General features: G+C 66.0%; 17 protein-coding genes. 3 read left to right on the top strand and 14 right to left on the bottom strand.

The genetic code is table 11. The features are described 5' to 3' along the window. Positions 1–18: 18 nt before the first annotated feature. Both GD606_RS14545 and GD606_RS14550 read right to left on the bottom strand, forming a co-directional pair. On the bottom strand, positions 19–1,350 hold the full coding sequence (locus GD606_RS14545) for a 4Fe-4S binding protein (RefSeq protein WP_163300801.1): 1,332 nt from the start codon (positions 1,348–1,350) through the stop codon (positions 19–21). 6 nt (positions 1,351–1,356) lie between these two features. After that, a complete protein-coding gene (locus tag GD606_RS14550; protein ID WP_163300802.1) occupies positions 1,357–2,070 on the bottom strand; it encodes a 4Fe-4S binding protein in 714 nt (237 codons plus the stop codon). 84 nt (positions 2,071–2,154) lie between these two features. On the opposite strand from GD606_RS14550, the gene GD606_RS14555 reads away from it, so the two are divergent. Beyond that, positions 2,155–2,844, top strand: a complete 690-nt coding sequence (locus tag GD606_RS14555; RefSeq protein WP_211922080.1) for a Crp/Fnr family transcriptional regulator — start codon at positions 2,155–2,157, stop codon at positions 2,842–2,844. 12 nt (positions 2,845–2,856) lie between these two features. Here GD606_RS14555 and GD606_RS14560 read toward each other — a convergent pair whose 3' ends face one another. From GD606_RS14560 to GD606_RS14615, 12 genes are all read right to left on the bottom strand, one after another. Continuing rightward, positions 2,857–5,016: a response regulator gene (locus GD606_RS14560; protein ID WP_163300803.1), complete on the bottom strand. Its 2,160-nt coding sequence runs from the start codon at positions 5,014–5,016 to the stop codon at positions 2,857–2,859. A 15-nt stretch (positions 5,017–5,031) separates the two neighbouring features. After that, positions 5,032–6,105, bottom strand: a complete 1,074-nt coding sequence (locus tag GD606_RS14565; RefSeq protein WP_163300804.1) for an HD domain-containing phosphohydrolase — start codon at positions 6,103–6,105, stop codon at positions 5,032–5,034. Between the two features lie 209 nt (positions 6,106–6,314). After that, positions 6,315–7,301, bottom strand: a complete 987-nt coding sequence (gene gap, locus GD606_RS14570) for a type I glyceraldehyde-3-phosphate dehydrogenase (RefSeq protein WP_163300805.1) — start codon at positions 7,299–7,301, stop codon at positions 6,315–6,317. A 239-nt stretch (positions 7,302–7,540) separates the two neighbouring features. Continuing rightward, entirely contained in the window at positions 7,541–8,152 is a 612-nt protein-coding gene (locus GD606_RS14575) for a hypothetical protein (protein WP_163300806.1), read from the bottom strand. 96 nt (positions 8,153–8,248) lie between these two features. Beyond that, positions 8,249–10,342, bottom strand: a complete 2,094-nt coding sequence (locus tag GD606_RS14580) for a tetratricopeptide repeat protein (protein WP_163300807.1) — start codon at positions 10,340–10,342, stop codon at positions 8,249–8,251. A 149-nt stretch (positions 10,343–10,491) separates the two neighbouring features. Continuing rightward, positions 10,492–11,016: an A24 family peptidase gene (locus tag GD606_RS14585; protein WP_163300808.1), complete on the bottom strand. Its 525-nt coding sequence runs from the start codon at positions 11,014–11,016 to the stop codon at positions 10,492–10,494. A 317-nt stretch (positions 11,017–11,333) separates the two neighbouring features. Continuing rightward, a complete protein-coding gene (locus tag GD606_RS14590; protein ID WP_246298823.1) occupies positions 11,334–11,792 on the bottom strand; it encodes a 4Fe-4S ferredoxin in 459 nt (152 codons plus the stop codon). 18 nt (positions 11,793–11,810) lie between these two features. Further along, positions 11,811–12,887 carry a hydrogenase large subunit gene (locus tag GD606_RS14595; protein ID WP_163300809.1) on the bottom strand — a complete coding sequence of 359 codons (1,077 nt, stop codon included), beginning with the start codon at positions 12,885–12,887 and terminating at the stop codon, positions 11,811–11,813. A gap of 5 nt (positions 12,888–12,892) precedes the next feature. Beyond that, positions 12,893–13,264, bottom strand: coding sequence for an NADH-quinone oxidoreductase subunit C (locus GD606_RS14600; protein WP_163300810.1), 372 nt, complete (start codon positions 13,262–13,264; stop codon positions 12,893–12,895). 87 nt (positions 13,265–13,351) lie between these two features. After that, on the bottom strand, positions 13,352–13,795 hold the full coding sequence (locus GD606_RS14605) for an NADH-quinone oxidoreductase subunit B family protein (RefSeq protein WP_163300811.1): 444 nt from the start codon (positions 13,793–13,795) through the stop codon (positions 13,352–13,354). 34 nt (positions 13,796–13,829) lie between these two features. Continuing rightward, complete coding sequence (locus GD606_RS14610) at positions 13,830–14,681, bottom strand: respiratory chain complex I subunit 1 family protein (RefSeq protein WP_163300812.1); 852 nt, start codon at positions 14,679–14,681, stop codon at positions 13,830–13,832. Next, positions 14,675–16,591, bottom strand: a complete 1,917-nt coding sequence (locus tag GD606_RS14615) for an NADH-quinone oxidoreductase subunit 5 family protein (protein ID WP_163300813.1) — start codon at positions 16,589–16,591, stop codon at positions 14,675–14,677. Before GD606_RS14615 ends, GD606_RS14610 begins: the two co-directional genes overlap by 7 nt. 454 nt (positions 16,592–17,045) lie before the next feature. Here GD606_RS14615 and groES point away from each other — a divergent pair, with 454 nt between their 5' ends. Together groES and groL are read left to right on the top strand one after the other, a co-directional pair. After that, positions 17,046–17,336 (top strand): co-chaperone GroES, encoded by a 291-nt coding sequence (gene groES, locus GD606_RS14620; protein ID WP_163300814.1) that lies wholly within the window; start codon positions 17,046–17,048, stop codon positions 17,334–17,336. 69 nt (positions 17,337–17,405) lie between these two features. Beyond that, complete coding sequence (gene groL / locus GD606_RS14625; protein ID WP_163300815.1) at positions 17,406–19,046, top strand: chaperonin GroEL; 1,641 nt, start codon at positions 17,406–17,408, stop codon at positions 19,044–19,046. Positions 19,047–19,267: the final 221 nt, after the last annotated feature.

Genomic DNA, 19,267 nt, shown 5'->3' on the forward strand with positions numbered 1-19,267 from the left:
CCCCTGGCCGCCGGAGGCCTAAATCCGCGCCACGCCCAGGAAGACGGCGTGCAGCGAGATGACCACGGCCAGAAAGATCTGGCGGGAGATGTCGGGCGAAAGGCCGAACAGGCGGTAGCCCATGTGGGAGGCGGGGTTTTTTCTGGGGCACACGCCCACGCAGTCGCCGCACAGGGTGCAGGAGAGCCCCGGGCGGCCCAGGGAGACGTCGCGCTCGGACAGGGCCCCGTAGCGGCAGGCCTGGGAGCAGCGGCCGCAGCGGGAAAAGCGGTCGCATCCGGCGTCCATGCGCAGCCGCCAGGGCGAGAGCCTGCCAAGCAGGTTGCCGACAAGGCCGATGGGGCAATAGGCCGTGCAGTGGACCATCATGCCCCGGCGTCGGGAGACGGCCAGCATGACCAAGACGCCGACGAGGCCGAAGGCGGCGGCCAGGATGGCGGCCGTGAGGCCGGGGACGCCCAGGAGCCGCAAGGCCAGGGCGGAAAGGACCGTCAGGGCCAGGGCCAGGGAGCGCGTGAGCCAGGCGTGGCGCGGCAGGGAGGCGGGTGGCTTGGGGCCAAGGCGTGAGGCGGCGTCGTCCCAGGCCCCGATGTAGCACAGGTGCGAACACCAGGCCGGTCCCACGAGAAAAAGCGTGGACAGGTACAGGATGGGCATGAAAAAGCCGCCGCCCCGGTAGAGGGGGCCGCCGACGATGAGCGCCGGCACGGGCAGGTGCAGCGCGCCGGTCATGAGGAAATCGGGCAGCCCGGCCAGCCCCAGGGCGAGTTGGGCGAAGAACACGGCCGAGAAAAGGCCCCAGTAGCGCGGCCGAAGCCGTCTGGCCCGGGCCGGGTCGGCCATGGCCCCGGCTAAGAGCGCGGCGTAGACGGCCAGGGCCAGGATCTCCAGACGTCCAAAGCCCGGAAAGAAGCGGTCGGCGAGGAGGATGGAAATGCCCGCCTTGGCCCGGGCCAGCTCCAGGATGGCCATGGTCAGGACCATGGCGGCGGCCTGGAGCGTGGCCGTGCCCGCGCCGCCTGGAAAGCGTTTTTTCGCCGAGGTTGTGGTCAGCAGCCAGGCCGCGGCCAGGCACAGGGCGGCCACCCCGCCGAGGATCAGGCCCAGCCGCAGCCAGGGTTCGCCGAAGGCCCGGCGCAGGGCGGCCAGTTCCAGGGCCGTATTCGCCCAAAAAAGCGCCGCGCCGCCCAGAAGCGGGATGGCGGCCAGCCGGACGAAGGCCCGGCGGGAAAAAAGCAGCCCCGCACAGCCCAGGCAGGCCGAAAAAAGCCCCATGTCGCCGAGGCGCAGGCCGTGGGCGGCGGTGAGCGCAAAGGCCAGGACGGCGGGGAGAAGCGACAGGGCGGCCATGGGCGGTTATGTCCGATGTCGTGCGCGGGCGCGGGCCTGGGGATGGCCGGGGGATGGCCCGGACCTCAAGGTCGGCGCCTCGCCGCGCAGGATTTGGCCCACGGCCGTGGCGTCCTTGGGCAAAAGGGCGGACAGGCGCACCCCGGGACGATGCCGGGCCATGAAAAAGGCCGCCAGGCGCGCCAGGCAGGCGGCGGCCTCGGCGTCGGAAAAAAGACCCGGAAGCTCTACGGCCAGGGCCGGATGCCGTCCCAGCCGCCCCCCGGCCATGACCCGCCAGCCTAAGCGGTCCAGGGCCAGGGCCTCATGGGGGCAGGCCCGGACGCACAGGCCGCAGCCCAGGCACGATGTGCGGTCGATGACCGGCCCGTCCGGGGTGATGGCCACAAGGCGTTCGGGACAGGCCGCAGCGCAGGCCCCGCAGCCCGTGCACCGGTCGGGCTCGCGGGCCGGGCGGCAGGCCCGGATGAGCCCGAAGTCCGCCACTTGGGGGCCGGCGCAGGCGTTGGGGCATCCGGCCAGTACGACCTTTATGGCCTGATGGTGGCGGATGGAGGGTTCTTTTTCGGCCAAAAACGCGGGCCAGCCCGCTTCGGTGAGGGTGTGGCCTAACAGTCCGGCCATGTCCGTGTCGCAGGGCAGGGCATGGGGACAGGGCCGGGCCCCGGGGGCCGGGTCGAGGCCCCGGCAGGTGGTGAGGCGGAAGGTGTGTTCGGACATGGGCGGCGATCCTTTTGGCGTGGTGTATCCCGAACGGGCCGGGCTGGCCTTGACGTAGGTCAAAAAACCAGGAATCGAAAGCCCATGCCTGGAATCGACAAAAAAGCGGCCGTGGCCGGGATGGAGATGTTTGCCGGACTTGCCCCGGACAAGATCGCGGAGCTTGCGGCCGTGGCCGAGGTGAGGCGGCGGGAGCGGGGGCGGGTGATCTTCCGGGCCGGGGAGGCGGCCGACGGCTTCTACAGCGTGGCCTCGGGCAAGGTGCGCATCTACCGCTCCTCGCCGTCGGGCAAGGAGCACATCCTGCATGTGTTCGGCCCGGGCGCGGCCTTTGCCGAGGTGGTGGTGTTCCAGGGCGGGGTGTTCCCGGCCGACGCCCAGGCCTTGGAGGACAGCGAGCTTTTATTTTTTCCGCGCCGGGGCTTTGCGGCGCTTTTACGCGACGATCCGGAACTGGCCATGTCCATGCTGGCCTTGCTCTCCGCCCGCCTGCGGTTTTTCGTCCAAAAGATCGAGGAGTTGAGTCTCAAGGAGGTGCCTGCCAGGCTGGCCGCCCACCTGCTTTTGCTGCATTCGGCCCAAAAGAAGATGCGCCTGGACCTGGAGCTGCCCAAGGGACAGTTGGCCGGATACCTGGGTACGATCCCGGAGACCCTGTCCCGGGTGCTGCGCAAGATGGCCGACGACGGGCTCATCGTTCTGGACGGGCAGGCGGTGGTGCTGCGTGACGTGGAGCGGCTGGAGGAACTGGCCTCGGGGCAAAAAAACCTGTAGCCGGGCCGTCGGTCAGGCGGGGCCGATGCTCCCGAGCAGCCGCCGCAGATCCGAGACCTCGATGGGCTTGGCCATGTAGCCGTCCATGCCCGCCGCCAAAAACCGCTCCCGGTCGCCGGACATGGCGTGGGCCGTGAGCGCGATGACCGGTATCCCGGCCCGGTGGGCGAAGGCCGGATCGTTGCGCAGGATGGCCAGGGTCTCAAGGCCGCCAAGCGTGGGCATCTGGATGTCCATGAGGATGCAGTCGAACCCCTCCCGGCTCAGGATGTCCAGGGCTGCCAAGCCGTTTTCAGCCTCGGCCACGGCATGTCCCATCTTTTCCAGCATCCGGCGCAGGGTCATCCGGTTGATGCGCTCGTCCTCCACGATAAGCACGCGCAGGTTCGCCCCGTGGGCCATCTCTCCCGAAAGCAGCGGGCCTTTGGCCGGGGCCGGGCTCGTGGCGGACAGGTCCAGATGCAGGCAGCAGGATACGGTCGTGCCCTCACCGAATTCGGTTTCCAGCACAAGATGCCCGTCCATGAGTTCCACCAGGTGCTTGACGATGGCCAGCCCCAGCCCCGCACCTTCATATTTGCGGGTCACGGCCCCGTCGGCCTGGGTGAAGGAATCGAAGATGGAGTCGAGCTTGGTCTCGGGAATGCCGATGCCCGTGTCCGAGATGGTGAAAAAGACCCGGGCCGTCCCCGGCTCGGGGGTGGGCAGGGGATAGGCCTCCAGGTGTATCTCGCCGATTTCCGTAAATTTCACGGCGTTTCCCACCAGATTGAAGACCACCTGGCGCACGCGCACCTCATCGCCCAGATAGAGCCGGGGCAGGGTGGCGTCCATGTGCAGGATCAGATCAATGCCACGTTCCCGACATACCGGGCCGAAGGTGTCGGCCACGGCCGCGAACACGTCGCGCAGGTCGAAGGGTTCGCGACCCAGGCAGAGCTTTCCGGCCTCCACCCGGGCCAGATCCAGGATGTCGCTTAAAAGGGCGGTCAGGCGATGGCCCGAACGAAGGGCCGTGTCCACGTAGTCGTCCTGCTCGGCGTCGAGACAGGTGCCCTGGAGCAGTTGCAACATGCCCAGGAGGCCGTTTAAGGGCGTGCGGATCTCGTGGCTCATGTTGGCCAGGAATTCGCTTTTCATGCGGTTGGCGGCCTCGGAGGCCTCCCTGGCCGCAACCAGTTGGCCTTCAGCCTGAACGCGGCAGATGCCCAGGGCCATGATGGAGGCCAGCCGGTCGATGATGATCCGGTCCTTGCCGGTGTATGGCCGGGCGGGGGCGGCGACGATCAGAAGGCCCACGGTACGTCCGTCGGCCATGGCCTGCGCCCCCAGGCAGCCGGGGCAGTGTGCCGCCATCCCGGTGTCCGGGGGAAGGGATGACGGCTGGCCCCCCTGCGGCGGGCGCGGACGGGGCGCGGCGTCGTGTCCGGGGGACAGCCGGGCCAGACAGGGGGCCAGGGCCGGGTTCACGAAGGCGGCATCCGGGCAGGGGAGCTCGTCGGCGTCGGCCCCGGGAACCTCCCCGGGCGATTCGGCCATGTCCAGTCCGGCCAAGGCGGCCGGATCGACGGGGCAGGCCAAGGCCTGGGCGCTCCTGGTCAGGAGCATGGCCACCCGCCGGGTGGCCGCGCAAATCTCCGCCAGACTGCGCGATCCCATCATGCTCTGGGACAAATGGGACATGGTCCGGCTGATCTGGGACTCGCGGACAAGGGCCTCCGTGATGGCCTTGCGGCGGGTGATGTCCCGGGTGACGGAAATGAGCCCGGGGCCTGCGCCCAATCCGGTCGCGTCGCGCACCAGCGAAATGCGGACTTCAAACCAGCGCAGCCGTCCCTCGGCGTTGCGGATGCGAAAGGTGATGTCCCGGCTGGACTCGTCGCCCCGGGCGAAGCGGGCGAAGACCTCGTTGACGCGGGGCAGATCCTCCGGGAGGATGAAACGGCCCGGCCGGGTTCCGATCAGGGCCTCCGGCTCGACGCCCATGACCTCGCGGCAGGCGGGGCTGGCATAGCGGTAGGTGCCGTCCAGATCATGCAGGCAGATGAGGTCGAGCATGTTTTCGGCCAGCAGGCGGTACATGGCCTCGCTGCCGCCGGGGCTGGCGTCGCTGCGGGAGGATTCCTGTTCGGGGTGTGCGCGGGGGATGGATGTCGGGGGTGAGTCGGGCATGGCGGACGGGACGCCTCAATCGGAATAGCGGCGTTTGATGTCGAGAATGCTGTCAAAGTTGTCGAGGAAACAATCCAGGATGCGCGGATCGAAATGGCTGCCGCGCCCGGCCCGCATGATGTCCAGGGACACCTCGTCGGTGAAGGCCTCCTTGTAGGGGCGCTTGCTGGTCAGGGCGTCATACACGTCGGCCACGGCGCAGATGCGTCCGAAAAGGGGGATGTCCTCCCCGGCAAGGCCCTTGGGATAGCCCGAGCCGTCCCATTTCTCATGGTGCGACAGGGCGATGATTTCGCCTGCCCGCAAAAGCTCGAAGGTGGACGAACCCAGGATGCGCGACCCGAAGATGGTATGCTTTTTCATCAGCTCCCATTCGTCGGGGGTGAGCTTGCCGGGTTTGAGCAGGATGGAGTCGGGAATGCCGATCTTGCCGATGTCATGCATGGGGCTGGCCTGCTCCACCAGTTCCACCTCGCCCTTGTGCAGCCCGAGGTTTGCGGCCAGGCTGGCGCAATACCGGCTCATCCGCGTGATATGGTTGGCCGTTTCCTCATCCTTGAATTCAGCGGCCGAGGCCAGGCGGTAAATGGTTTCGCGGTGGGCGGCCAGGATGGTCTTCTGGGATTCCTCAAGATTTTCCAGGGCCATGCGCAGGGCGCTGGTGCGCACCGCCACCATTTCCTCAAGTTCGGCCTGGTAGCGTTTCACCTGGTCCTGGGAGTGCTTCATTTTCAGAAGCGAATCCATGCGCACCCGCAGTTCCGTGAGGTCGATGGGCTTGGCGATGAAGTCGTTGGCCCCGGCCTCCACGGCCGAAAGCCGGTCCTGTTTGCCGGACAGGGCCGTGACCATGATGATGGGCACGTCGCCTACATCGGTGCGTTCGCGGATTTTTTTGGCCACATGGAAGCCGTCCATGTCCGGCATCATGACGTCCAAAAGGACCAGATCTATGCTCGGATCCAGGACTTCCAGGGCTTTTTCGCCGCTCTCCGCCAGGACCGGATCATGCCCCATGGAGCGCAACAGGCCGCTTAACACCCGCAGGTTCATTTTTTCGTCGTCAACGGCAAGGATGCGTTTGGGCATGGCGGGTGGGGGCTTAAAGGATGGCGAACCAGGGACTCATCGCGCGACTCCATGCCGCGTAAGACAAAATACGGAGGGTCGATACCGGCGTCAAGAACGATTCCCCTGCCAAAGCCCGGTTTCATCCCGTTTTCAGGGGGGCGGCGTACGAAAAAAGCGCCGGAGACGACGGCCTCCGGCGCTTATGATACAGAATGTGCCGTGCAGGCCTACATCATAGATCCGGCCAGCTTGATCAGGCGCAGAAGCTGGTTGGTGAACCCGGCCTCGTTGTCGTACCAGATGAGCACCTTGGCCAGAGAGCCGTCCAAGACCTGGGAGGCGGCGGCATCCACCACGCCGCCATGGGTGTCGCCCATGAAATCCACGGACACCAGGGGTTCGTCGGTATAGCCCATATGATCGTTTGCGGCGGCCTTGAGCACGGCCAGCATGCCCGCCGTGTCCGTGGGGGTCTCCAGCTCGGCCACCAGATCCACCAGGGAGACGTTGGGGGTGGGCACCCGGATGGACATGCCGTCAAGCCGTCCGGCCAGTTCGGGGATGACCTTGGTCACGGCCCGGGCCGCGCCCGTGGTGGTGGGGATCATGGACACGGCGCAGGCCCGGCCGCGTCGCCAGTCCTTGTGGGAGCCGTCCAGGATACGCTGGCTCATGGTATAGGAATGGATGGTGGTCATGATGCCGTGCTTCATGCCGAAGGCGTCGTGCAGCACCTTGACCACCGGGGCCAGACAGTTGGTGGTGCAGGAGGCGTTGGAGATGATCTTGTGCTCGGGCTGGAGCTGGTGCTGGTTGACGCCCATGACGATGGTCACGTCCTCGCCCTTGGCCGGGGCGCTGATGACCACGGTCTTGGCCCCCCGGGCCAGGTGCTTTTCACAGCTTTCGCGGTCGTTGAACTTGCCCGTGGACTCGACCACCAGATCGCACCCCAGTTCGCCCCAGGCCCATTCCCCGACCCCGTGCCGGGTGATCTTCACCGGGGCGCCGTTGATGGAAAGTCCGTCGTCCGTGGCCAAAACCGTGCCGGGGAAACGACCGTGCACCGAATCGTATTTGAGCAGATGGGCCATTTGGGGATTGTCCGCCCTGGCGTTGACCGCAACCACGGAAACCTCGGGGTCGTCCGCCAGGAGCCTGATCAAATACCGGCCGATACGGCCGAATCCGTTAATGCCGATCCGAAGGGCCATATGCATCTCTCCTTGTGGGTGGAACTGTCGTGCCCGGGGTCTTCCGAGTGCGCCCGCAACCGGATGGGACACAGCGTGAAAACGCCGCAGACACCCACGGTCTATAGACCCGCAACGGATTTTGTGTCAACGCGGCAGGGTTTTTCTCAACGATATCATAGGCAAATTTTCGTTTCCGAAAAAAATGCATGCCGGGCGTCCCCTGCCCGGCATGCATTTTCGAAAAGATCGTCCCTGAATTATTTCGGAAGCAACCAATCCTCTTTGATCTCGAAAAGCGGAAACGACGGCTGTACCTGCGGTTCCTTTTGGCGGGTTTTTTCGTAGCACTCGTGTTCCAGGTCCAGCATGGCGTTGTCCGTGAGCCGGATGGAGGTGCCCTCGGTGTCCTCGGGATCGTCGCCTGCGGCATGTTCGAGCAACAGCGCGGTCACCCCTGTTTTGATGTTCCCGAATTTCCAGGCCATGCCAAGGTACAGGGCGCCCTGGTCGGACATGAGCGGCTTGGGGTCGCCGTAGCGGGTGGTCAGGGTCCGGCCGGTGGTGCGGAAAAAGGACGGATCCTTATCCTGGTATTTGAGCTTGATGCGCACGATCCTGCCGGGGTTGGCGCAATTGCCGAACAGCACGTAGCCGGTGCGGAAGCCCTTGGTGGGCTGGATGTTGGCCCGGGTGAGATAGGGTTTGTCCCACAAGGGAACCGCTTTGCTGAGGTCCAGGCGTTGGGCGAGATCCTTGACGTCCGCGCCCAGGGCGATCCCGGCGATCTCCCGGGGAGCGCTTGGCTGGGCGTGGGCGGTTGCGGCCGCCAGGGCGGTCAGGATCACGAGGCACGCGAGAAGGCGTTTCATGGATGCTCCTTGTGGTTGCGGGAACTGGCGAAGTCGCGATGAAGAAAAAGCCAAAGACAACGGACTGTCAAGAGTGCGCAGGGGGGAAGTGCGGGATCAAAAAATTCCGTACACCTCGGAATCCTCCCTGTCCGCTGTCTTGCCGGGCAATGTGGGGCCGGACGGGGCGGCCAGGAATTGCACGGCGGCCAGCCCGTCGTCTTCCCGGGCCGGATCGGCCGGCCGGGGGCTAAAGCCCGCTACACGTTCCCTGATGGCGGCGAGTTGCTGCGGGGGGAGCCGTTTTTCCACCTGCGCCCTGGCCCTGGCCGCCTGGGCCACGTCAAACTCCGTCGAAGGCTCCCTGGTGGCCAGACAGAGCCAGAAATAGGACTCCGGCAGGTTGCGGGACACGGTGCGCCCCTCGAAATAGGCCGCTCCGAGCATGGCCTGGGCCTGGGCCACCCCCTGGTGGGCGGCCATCCGGGCCAGTCGGAAAGCCTCGCGGGGATTTTTCGCCGCGCCCTGGCCGCGCTGGTACATGAGCGCCGCCATGAGCCGGGCCTTGGCGTCCCCGGCCCGGGCGGCCTTCAGGAACCAGTCCAGGGCCTGGACCTCATCCGGGGGGGCGGCCGCCCCCGAGAGGTGTAAAAGTCCCACGTTGAAGGCGGCCCGGGGATCTCCGGCCTGGGCCGCCCGGGTGAACCATTCCAGGGCCTGGGCCGGGTCGGCGGGCGCCCCAACGCCCTTGCCGAACATGGAGGCCAGGTTGAACTGGGCGGTCGCATCCCCGGCCCCGGCGGCCCGGCGATACCAGCGCAGGGCCTGGGCATAGTTGCGCGTGGAGCGCAGTTCCTCGTCGTACATGGAGGCCAGAAGGGTCTGGGCCTCGGGCAGGCCTTGCTCGGCGGCCTTGCGGCACAGGGAGAAGGCCTGGGCCGCGTCCCGGATCACCCCACGTCCGCCCAGATAGAAGAGGGCCAGGGCGTACTGGGCCTGGGGCATGCCCTGCCCGGCCGCCGCCGCCAGCCACTTGGCGCTTTCCAGTTCGTCCCGGGGCGTGCCCAGGCCGCGTTCCAGAAGCAGTCCGTAGAGATAGCGGGAGCGGGCGTCCCCGTCCCCGGCGGCCTGGCGGCACCAGCCTGCGGCGGCGGCGTAGTCCCGGGCGGCCGGGAGGCCTGCAGCGTACAGGTTGCACAGGGCGGCCCGCGCAGCGGCATCGGCTGACCCGGCGGCCTCCCGCAGGCGTATGGCCTCGGCGCGATCCCGAAACACCCCCTGGCCGTCGAAATACATCTCCGCCAGGCGCATCATGGCCGCCACATGGCCCTGGTCGGCGGCCATCCGGTACCATGCCGCCGCCTCCAGGGGGAAGGCGTCCACGCCTTCGCCCCGTTCATGGCGCTGTCCCAGGAGATATTGGGCCCTGGCGTCCCCGGCCGTGGCGGCCCGTGAAAACCACGCCAGGTCGTCGCCCGGCCGGGCGTCGGGCCAGATCCCGTCGCGGCACAGTTCGCCCAGGCGGAACATGGCTGCGGCCTGGCCTGCCTGGGCGGCGGCGACCAGCCAGCCATGGGCCCGGGAAAGATCGTCCGCCCGGTTTTTTTGCCGCAAGGGGTCGCGGGCCAAGGCAAGATGCGTTTCTGCGGCCTGGACCATGGCCTGGACATGGCCGCGCCGGGCCGCCCGGGTGAACCATAACAGGGCTTTCTCCAGGTTTTTGGGCACGCCCCTGCCGTCTTGCCAGCACAGGCCCGCCTGGAACCGGGCCTCGTTGTCGTCGCGTTGTCCGGCCCGCATGTACCAGGCGGCGGCCTGGGCCAGGTCGTCCGGGGTGGGGGAGTTCGGCGCGCCGGGCCTGGGGGCGGACAGCAGGTCGGCCACGCGCTTTTGGGCGTCGCGGTTTCCCATGCGGGCCGCGCGCTGGTAGAGCGCCAGGGCTTTTTCGGCATCGGGGGCCGTGCCCAGGCCCTCCTCCTGCATGCGCCCCAGCCACCAGGCCGCCCGGGCCGAGCCGCCCCGTGCGGCGCGTTCGAAGAAGGGGCGTGCGGCGGCCGGTTCGCGGCGGGCGAGCAGGGCCTCCCCCTGCCCCGTGTCGTCGGGAAGAAGGCCGACAAGGGGTATGGCCAGGCCCGCAAGGACCAGGATCAGCAGGGTGAATCCGAAGGCCCGGATAAGGCGGCGCAACGGGCCGCGCTGGGGACCGGACATGGCGTTTCCTTTTTCGGGACGCAACCGTCGTGGGATGGGAAAACGGCCATGCCGCCGGAGAGACTGGCGAGGGGGGATGCGAAAAGACGCCGTGGTTTCCCGGTTTGTCTATACGGGAACCCGGGGCGGGCGGCAAGGCCCGGTCGGTATCAGAAGAGGGAAATGTAAGCCCGGCCCGACAGGTTCCACAGCATGGCCGCCACGGTCCCCACGGCGATGGCCGCGCCGTAGCGCACCCGGAAGGCGCGGCGTTTGGCGGGTTTCTCCCCTTCGCCCGGGCCGGAGGCCGGATCGGCCGGGGCGGGCGACAGCCACAGATGCAGCATGATGTGCGCGCCCCCGGCGATGCTGGTGAACAAAAAGACCGTCAACAGGGCGTGCAGTCCGAGGGCCGCGCCCACCACGGCCATGAGCTTGACGTCGCCCGCGCCCAGATAGCCGAACAGGTACGGTACGAGCAGGAAGGTCAGCCCCGCGCCGCACCCGGCCAGAGAGAACCAGAAGCCGGGCAGGCCGGAAAGGACGGCGTGGGCGGCGGCAAAGGCCAGGACGGCCGGAAAGGTTACGGCGTTGGGAATTTTCCCCGTGCGCATGTCGCGCGCGGCGGCGAAAATGACCACGGCGGCCAGGGCCGCGTAAACGGCATAGGTGGTGATGGGGGCGGAAAGGGGCATGTCGCGTGTCCCGTGCGGGTGTTGAACCGGCGGGGCTATTTGCGCCGCAGGCGCGCGCCGATGACCGCGCCCACCACCATGGCCAGGATGACCACCACGAGGACGATAAGCGAGTTCGGGTCCATGTCGTTTCGGTCCTTGGTTTTTTATCCGTTTTTTAAATGAAATAGCCTTTCCCGGCGGGCATGGCAAATAGTGATCCCCGGCGCGCGGGATGGGCGCGGGGAGAGAGCGGGCAGGGGGGAGGGGAAAAGGGACGCCCGCCGCATGGAAAGCTCCATGCGGCGGGCGTGAAGGCCTTCACCGAAGCTGGCGCGCTATTTCGTGTCGCCGGAAGGGGTCTCGGGGGCCTGTGGGGCTGCCGCCTCGCCTTCGGGAGCGGGCGACGCGGGCGCGGCGTCTTGCGCAGGCGCGGCCTTGGCCGCCGGGGTCTTCTTCTTTTTCGGCGTGCCCTGGAGATGGATCATCTCCCGTTCGGCCGAGGGCTTGCGGTGGGTGTTGTCCATGAAAAGGCACTTGACCGGGCAGTGGTCCACGCAGATGGCGCAGTACACGCAGGCGAACGGATCGCAGTCCCACGTCCCGGCCTTGGCGTCCACGGTGATGCACTGCGACGGACATTTCACCTGGCAGGTCTTGCAGAAGATGCAGTCCTCAATGCGGTTGTCCAGCCGCCCCCGGTAGCCCTCGAAGGGCTCGCGAACGTCGAAGGGATAGAGCCGCGTGGCGCTTTTGGTCAAAAGGTTGCGCACGACGTTTTTGGTCATGGTGAACATGGAACCGCGCTCCTTGTCTTAACGTTCGGTGCAGCTGATGCACGGGTCGATGGAGAGCACCACCACGGGCACGTCGGCCAGTTCGATGCCCGGCAGCATGGCCAGAAGCGGCGGGATGTTGGCGAACGTCGGGGTGCGGATGCGCACCCGGTCCAGGTTTTTCGTGCCGTCGGCCTTGATGTAGTAGAAAAGCTCGCCGCGCGGCTGCTCCACGCGCATGGTGACCTCGCCCTGGGGCCTGGCCTTGGTGGTCACGGCGATCTCGCCGCCGGGCATGCGGGCGATGGCCTGGCGCACCAGATCGATGGATTGCAGGGTCTCCCGGAAACGCACCGCGCTTCTGGCGTAGGAGTCGCCGTCGGGCTCGGTCACCGGCGCGAACTCCAGTCCCCCGTAGGCCGCATAATTCTCCTGCCGGGCGTCCTGGGCCACGCCGCTGCCGCGAAGCGTCGGCCCGGCCGCGCCGAGCTGATAGGCCTGCTCGCCCGTGAGCACGCCCTTGCCCTTGGTGCGCTTGCACACGGTGTAGTCGGTGAGAAGGGTGGATTGCAGGCGTTTGACGTCCTTTTCGGCAATGGCCAGCTGCTCCAGGATCCACGAGCACTGCTCGGGAGACAGGTCGCGGCGCACCCCGCCGATCACGTTCACCGAGACCACCACCCGGTTGCCGCAGGTGGCCTCCATGATGTCCATGATCCGCTCGCGCACCTTCCAGCACTGCATAAAAAGGCTCTCGAAGCCGAAGGCGTCGGCGAAAAGCCCAAGCCACAACAGGTGGCTGTGCATGCGGTGCAGCTCGCCCCAGATCACCCGGAGGTATTTGGCCCGGGGCGGCACGTCCAGGGAAAGCAGGGCCTCGATGCCCTGGCAGTAGCACACGGCGTGCAGGCAGGAACAGATGCCGCACACCCGCTCCACGACCTGGATCATCTGGTTCACGTCGCGGACTTCGCACAGCTTCTCCAGGCCCCGGTGGACGTAGCCCAGGGCGGGAACGGCCTCAAGGACGATCTCGTCCTCGACCACGAGCTTCAAATGCAGCGGTTCCGGCAGCACGGGATGCTGGGGACCGAACGGCAGGATGGTGCGGGCCATGAATGCTATCCCTCGCTGGGTTTTGTTTGGGAGACGCTGAACTTGCAAAACGGCGAGGTGCGCACCTCGTCCTCCAGGTACAGGGTTCCGCCGAAATCGAGCACGATCCCGTCGAAGCACACCCCGAACTGGTCGCGTATCTCGTTTTCCACCAAAAGCGCGGCGAAGTAGACCCCGGAGATGCTCGGCACGGTCTCGCCGCGCGGCACGGTCAGGCGGTAGTTCTCAAGATGCAGGTTCTTGTCGTAGTGGTAGAGGATGTCCAAGCCCGCCTCGCCCAGATCCACGCAGCTTAAGGTCAGCAGGCGGTATCCGGCGGCGAACTTTTCCTTGGCCAGGGCCACGAGCCCTTGGGCGGTGATGGGGGATGCGTCCATGTCAGGCGGCGTCCTTGTGGTGTTGTCGGGTCCGGTGGGCGCGGCGCGCCGGGAACTGCGTTTCGAAACGTCTCGGGTCGCGGGCGCCTAGGCCGTAAGCCCCAGCTTGACCTTGACCGCCTCCAGGGCCTTGACCACGCCGTCGATGATGGCCTCGGGCCTGGCCGGACAGCCCGGCACGTACACGTCCACGGGGATGACCTTGTCCACGCCGCCAACCACATTGTAGGCCTCGCGGAAAATCCCCCCGGACAGGCCGCAGGCCCCGATGGCGATGACCGCCTTTGGGTCGGGCATCTGGTCGTAGAGGTTTTTCAAGACATGCTTGTTGCGGTGGTTCACCGTGCCGGTGACCAGGAGCACGTCGGCGTGCTTGGGGTTGCCCACGTTGACGATGCCGAAGCGTTCGATGTCGTACATCGGCGTCAGGCAGGCCAGAACCTCGATGTCGCAGCCGTTGCAGCTGCCGCAGTCGAAGTGCATGATCCACGGCGATTTGAGGCGTCCCTTGTTGATCAGGTCGGTGAACATGGGTTCGGCTCTCTTGTGATGTCCCGGCAAGGGGTTAGGCCACGTACAGCCACAGGATGTTGACCAGCGACAACACCAGCCCCACGGTCAGGACCGAGCGCAGCATCCAGCGCCAGGTCATGCGGGCCATGACGTTGTCGATAAGGATCTCCAGGAAATAGGTGGCCGCCAGAAGGACCACTACGCCCAGGGCGCTGGTGGCGAAAAAAAGCGAGCAGATGCCGAGCACCAGGACCACCTCGAACCAGTGGGCGATTTCCAGAAGGGCCAGATGCGGCCCGGAATATTCCGTGAGCACCCCGCGTACGATCTCCTGGTGGGCGTGCTGGCTGGCCGAGATGTCGAAGGGGGATTTGCGCAGCTTGATGGTCAGGACATAGCCCAGGACGATGAACATCAGGGGCAGGTCATAGAGAAGCGGCGTGGGATGCTCGAGGATGGCCGTGATCCTGAAGCTGCCCGTGACCATGGCCATGGACACGAAGACCAGGATCAGAAGCGGCTCGTAGGCCAGCATCTGCCACAGCTCGCGCTGGCCGCCGATCTGGCTGTAGGGCGAGGGGGCGGACAGGGCGCCGACCACCAGGAACACCGCGCCGATGGTCAGGACGAAAAAGATCAAAAGCAGGTCGCCCTGCATGAAGAAGATAAACACCGAGGTTACGGCGGCGGCCAGATAGACAGAGGCCGAAAGCGCCTGCCAGGGGTTGACCACCATCTTTGTTTTGCCCAGGAGTTTGAGCACGTCGTAAAACGGCTGCAACACCGGCGGGCCGTAGCGCGACTGCAGCCAGGCCGTGAGCCGCCGGTCCACCCCGGCCAGAAGCCCGCCCACCAGGGGCGTGAGCGCCACGGCCAAAAGGGCCAGGACGAGTTTGCCTACCACAGCACACCTCCGAGCATGAGCGCCACAAGCGCCAGGGCGGCCACATTGGCGTATCTGCCAAGCATCTCCTCGCCGAATATCCGGGGCAGGTACGCATTCCCCGGCGTCGCCGCCACGGGCTGGTTCATGGGGCCGGTGAATCCCGGATGGCCGTTCACGTCGCGTTGGGCCCCGCACATGTAGGGGGCCGCGACATCGGCCGGGTTGATCCGCCCGGCGGCCCGCAGGGCCACGATGAACCCGATGCCGAGGATCAGGAACAGGGGATAGATCCAGAAGACGCCGCTGACGTTTTCCATGCCGCCCGTGCTCACGGCATATCCCGGGGCGGCGTAGTACATGGCCACCATGGGGGCCACCAGCCTGTTGTAAAGAAACGGCGCGCCGAGGCTTAAGATCACGGAGGCCCCGGCCAGGATCGTCAGGGGCAGCCGCACCGACGGAGGCTGCTCCTCGGGCGTGCCCCGGCCGAAGGGGGCGGAAAAGAGCATGCCTGCCCACCGGGCCCAGAACAGCACGGTCAGGGCGCTGCCCATGGCCAGCATGGCCACGACCAGGAACTGGGCCGAGGCCGATTCGATGGCCATCCACTTGGCCAGGAGCATGCCGAACGGCGGCAGCATCATGGTCATGATGCCGATGGCGGTGAGAACCGCCGTGCGCGGCATGACCCGGGAAAGGCCGCGCATGTCCTCGATGTCCCGGCTGCCGATGCGTTGTTCGATGCTCCCGACGCACATGAACAGCAGGGCCTTGGACACGGCGTGGAAGATGATCAGCAGCACGGCGGCGGTGATGGAGGCCGGGGTGTTGATGCCCGCGCAGGCGATGATCAGGGCTAGGTTGGAGATGGTGGAATAGGCCAGGATCTTTTTGCCGTTGGACTGGCCCACGGCCATGGCCGCCATGGCCAGAAAGCAGAACGCCCCGAAAAGCGCCACCAGGGCCGAGAGGTAGGTGCCCACGAACAGCGGGGCCAGGCGGACGATGAGATACACCCCGGCCTTGACCATGGTGGAGGAGTGCAGAAGGGCCGACACCGGGGTGGGCGCGACCATGGCCCCGGTCAGCCAGCTCTGGAACGGGGCCTGGGCGGCCTTGGTGAATCCGGCGAAGATCAGAAGGAACAGCGGGACCACCAAAAGGCCCCCGGCCGAAATCTCCGGGGCTATGGCCAGAAGCGCCTGCAGGGACAGGGTTTGGGCCCCCTTTTGAAGCAGGATCAGGCCCAGCACGAAGGCCGCGCCGCCCACCACGTTCATCCACAGGGCGCGTTCGGCGTTTTTGCGGGCGATGTCCGTGCCGTCGTGGCCGATGAGCACGAACGAGCACAGGGTGGTGATCTCCCAGAAAAAGTACATCCAGGACAGGCTGTCGGCCAGAACCAGCCCGTTCATGGCCCCCAGGAACAGGATGATGAAGAAAAAGAACCGGGGCTGCCTGGATTTTTCCAGGTGCAGGTGTTCCTCATGCCCCTTCATGTAGCCCAGGGCGTAGACGCCAATCAGCGAGCCGATCATGGAGATGATGGCCACCATGACGAGGCTTAAGTCGTCCACATAGAAGGCCGGGGCCGTGGCGGCATGGTCGGCCAGAAAAAAGTCCAGGAAGGCCAGCCCGGCGATCTGCCCCAGGGACAGCCAGACCACGAGTTGGTTTTTCAGGCGGACGCCGAAAAAGACGATGATCCCCAGCAGCGCGAAATCGCCCACGGTCACCAGGGCCTCGAAGATGGGCGAGGCGCCCAGAGTGAAAGGCCCCTGGGTGAGCAGACAGGCCGAGGCTGTGATGAGGACCAGGGAGGTTGCGACCATGATCAGTTTGCGCGGCGCGGCGCCCCGGGCCAAAAAGGCCAGGACGGCGGCGAAAAACGGCAAAAGCACGGTTGCGAAAACCAGGGTGTCGCGCATGGACGCCTCGCTTGGGGGGTTGAGGACGTTTCGATCCGCCGACCGGGACAGGACTGTCGGGCAGGAATCTCCCGGGTTGCCGCCTGCGGTGCTGCGGCTGGCGGAGGATGACCCGACAGACGCTAGTCAAAACCCGTCTCCGGGTCAAGAGGTGAAAAAAAACAGGAGGATGTCATTCGTGCGGCGGTTGCAGAAAGCGGTTCCCGGCGTGCCTTGCGCCGGGCAGCATTTTGCGGTGGTGGCGCGCGCCGGGCGGGCTGGGCCTGGGGCCTCCCGGGCAGCCCCGGAGCGGACGTCCGTCTCCGGATGGTGAAAAAAAACGGGGCGGCGGCAATTTTTTTTCTTGCCTTTGCGGAAATCGTGGTTAGATTCTCTCCCGCCTGAGACTGGCACTCGACGTGGGCGAGTGCTAACAGAAAACACACATCAAAACACCCAATGGAGGTCATAGCACATGAAGCTTAAACCGCTTGGCGATCGCGTTCTGGTGAAGCGTCTCGAAGAAGAGACGATGACCAAGGGCGGCCTGTACATCCCGGATTCGGCCAAGGAAAAGCCCATGAAGGGCGAGATCAAGGCTGTGGGCGACGGCAAACTCGGCGAAGACGGCAAGCGCATGAAGCCCAACGTCAAGGCCGGGGAATTCGTGCTTTTCAACAAGTACGCCGGGACCGAGATCAAGGTCGAGGACGAGGAATTCCTGATCATGCGCGAGGACGACATCCTCTGCATCATCGAAAAATAGCGGCGCGTGAAACCCGTCTTCGCATTTTTTCCATTTCCCATCATTTCCGAAAAGTAAGGAGAGTCATCCATGGCCAAAGAAATTCTTTTTGACGCCCGGGCCCGTGAACGCCTCAAAAAAGGCGTGGACAAGCTGGCCAACGCCGTGAAGGTCACCCTTGGACCCAAGGGCCGCAACGTGGTCATCGAGAAGTCCTTCGGTTCCCCGATCATCACCAAGGACGGCGTGACCGTGGCCAAGGAGATCGAGCTCGAAGACAAGTTCGAGAACATGGGCGCCCAGATGGTCAAGGAAGTGGCTTCCAAGACCTCCGACGTGGCTGGCGACGGCACCACCACCGCCACCATCCTGGCCCAGGCCATCTATTCCGAAGGCGTCAAGCTGGTGGCCGCCGGCCGCAATCCCATGGCCATCAAGCGCGGCATCGACAAGGCCGTGGAGGCCATCGTGGCCGACCTCGAGACCCTGGCCAAGCCCACCCGCGACCAGAAAGAGATCGCCCAGGTCGGCACCATTTCCGCCAACTCCGACGCCACCATCGGCAACATCATCGCCGAGGCCATGAACAAGGTCGGCAAGGAAGGGGTCATCACCGTCGAGGAGGCCAAGGGCCTGGAGACCACCCTGGAAGTCGTGGAAGGCATGCAGTTCGACCGCGGCTACCTGTCCCCGTACTTCGTCACCGATCCCGAGAAGATGGTCTGCGAGATGGACGAGCCGTTGATCCTGATCAACGAGAAAAAGATCTCCTCCATGAAGGATCTGCTGCCGGTTCTGGAGCAGGTGGCCAAGATGAGCAAGCCCCTTCTGATCGTGGCCGAGGATGTGGAAGGCGAGGCCCTGGCCACCCTGGTGGTCAACAAGCTGCGCGGCACCCTGCAGGTCGTGGCCGTCAAGGCCCCGGGCTTTGGCGAGCGCCGCAAGGCCATGCTTGAGGACATCGCCATCCTGACCGGCGGGCAGTGCGTGTCCGAAGACCTGGGACTCAAGCTCGAGAACATGACCCTGCAGAGCCTGGGCAAGGCCAAGCGCCTGATCGTGGACAAGGAAAACACCACCATCGTCGACGGCGCGGGCGACCCCGAGAAGATCAAGGCCCGGGTCAAGCAGATCCGCGCCCAGATCGACGAGACCACCTCCAGCTACGATCGTGAGAAGCTCCAGGAGCGTCTGGCCAAGATCGTGGGCGGCGTGGCCGTCATCAATGTCGGCGCGGCCACCGAGACCGAGATGAAAGAGAAGAAGGCCCGTGTGGAAGATGCCCTCAACGCCACCCGCGCGGCCGTGGAAGAGGGCATCGTGCCCGGCGGCGGCGTGGCCCTGGTGCGTTGCGACAAGGCCCTTGGCAAGCTCAAGGCCTCTGACGACGACGAGCAGGCCGGCATCCAGATCGTGCGTCGGGCCATTGAAGAGCCCCTGCGCCAGATCTCCCAGAACGCCGGATTCGAAGGCTCCATCGTGGTGGCCAAGGTCAAGGAGAGCAAGGAAGGCATGGGATTCAACGCCGCCACCGGCGTGTACGAGGATCTCATCAAGGCCGGCGTGGTCGATCCCAAGAAGGTCACCCGCATCGCCCTGCAGAACGCCTCCTCCGTGGCCTCCCTGCTTCTGACCACCGAGGCGGCCGTGGCCGAGAAGCCCGAGCCCAAGAAGGATATGCCCCCGATGCCGGGCGGCGGCGGCATGGGCGGCATGGGCGGCATGTACTAGCCCGCGCCCGCACCGCGCCATCGATCATGACCCGGGGCCGGACGAAACTCCGGCCCCGTTGACTGCTTCCGAACCCCTTCCGGTTATGCCGGGAGGGGTTCGCTGTTTTCCGGCCGGAGCGCATTTTGTCCCGGGACGTCCGGATGGTCCCGGCTGCGGCCTGGGCGGCGTGGCTTGTCCCTGCCCGGCGGTTGGGATAGGCTTTCGCCCCACGGAGGTTT

This window comes from Desulfolutivibrio sulfodismutans DSM 3696 (genome assembly GCF_013376455.1).
Taxonomy (GTDB): Bacteria; Desulfobacterota; Desulfovibrionia; order Desulfovibrionales; family Desulfovibrionaceae; genus Desulfolutivibrio; species Desulfolutivibrio sulfodismutans.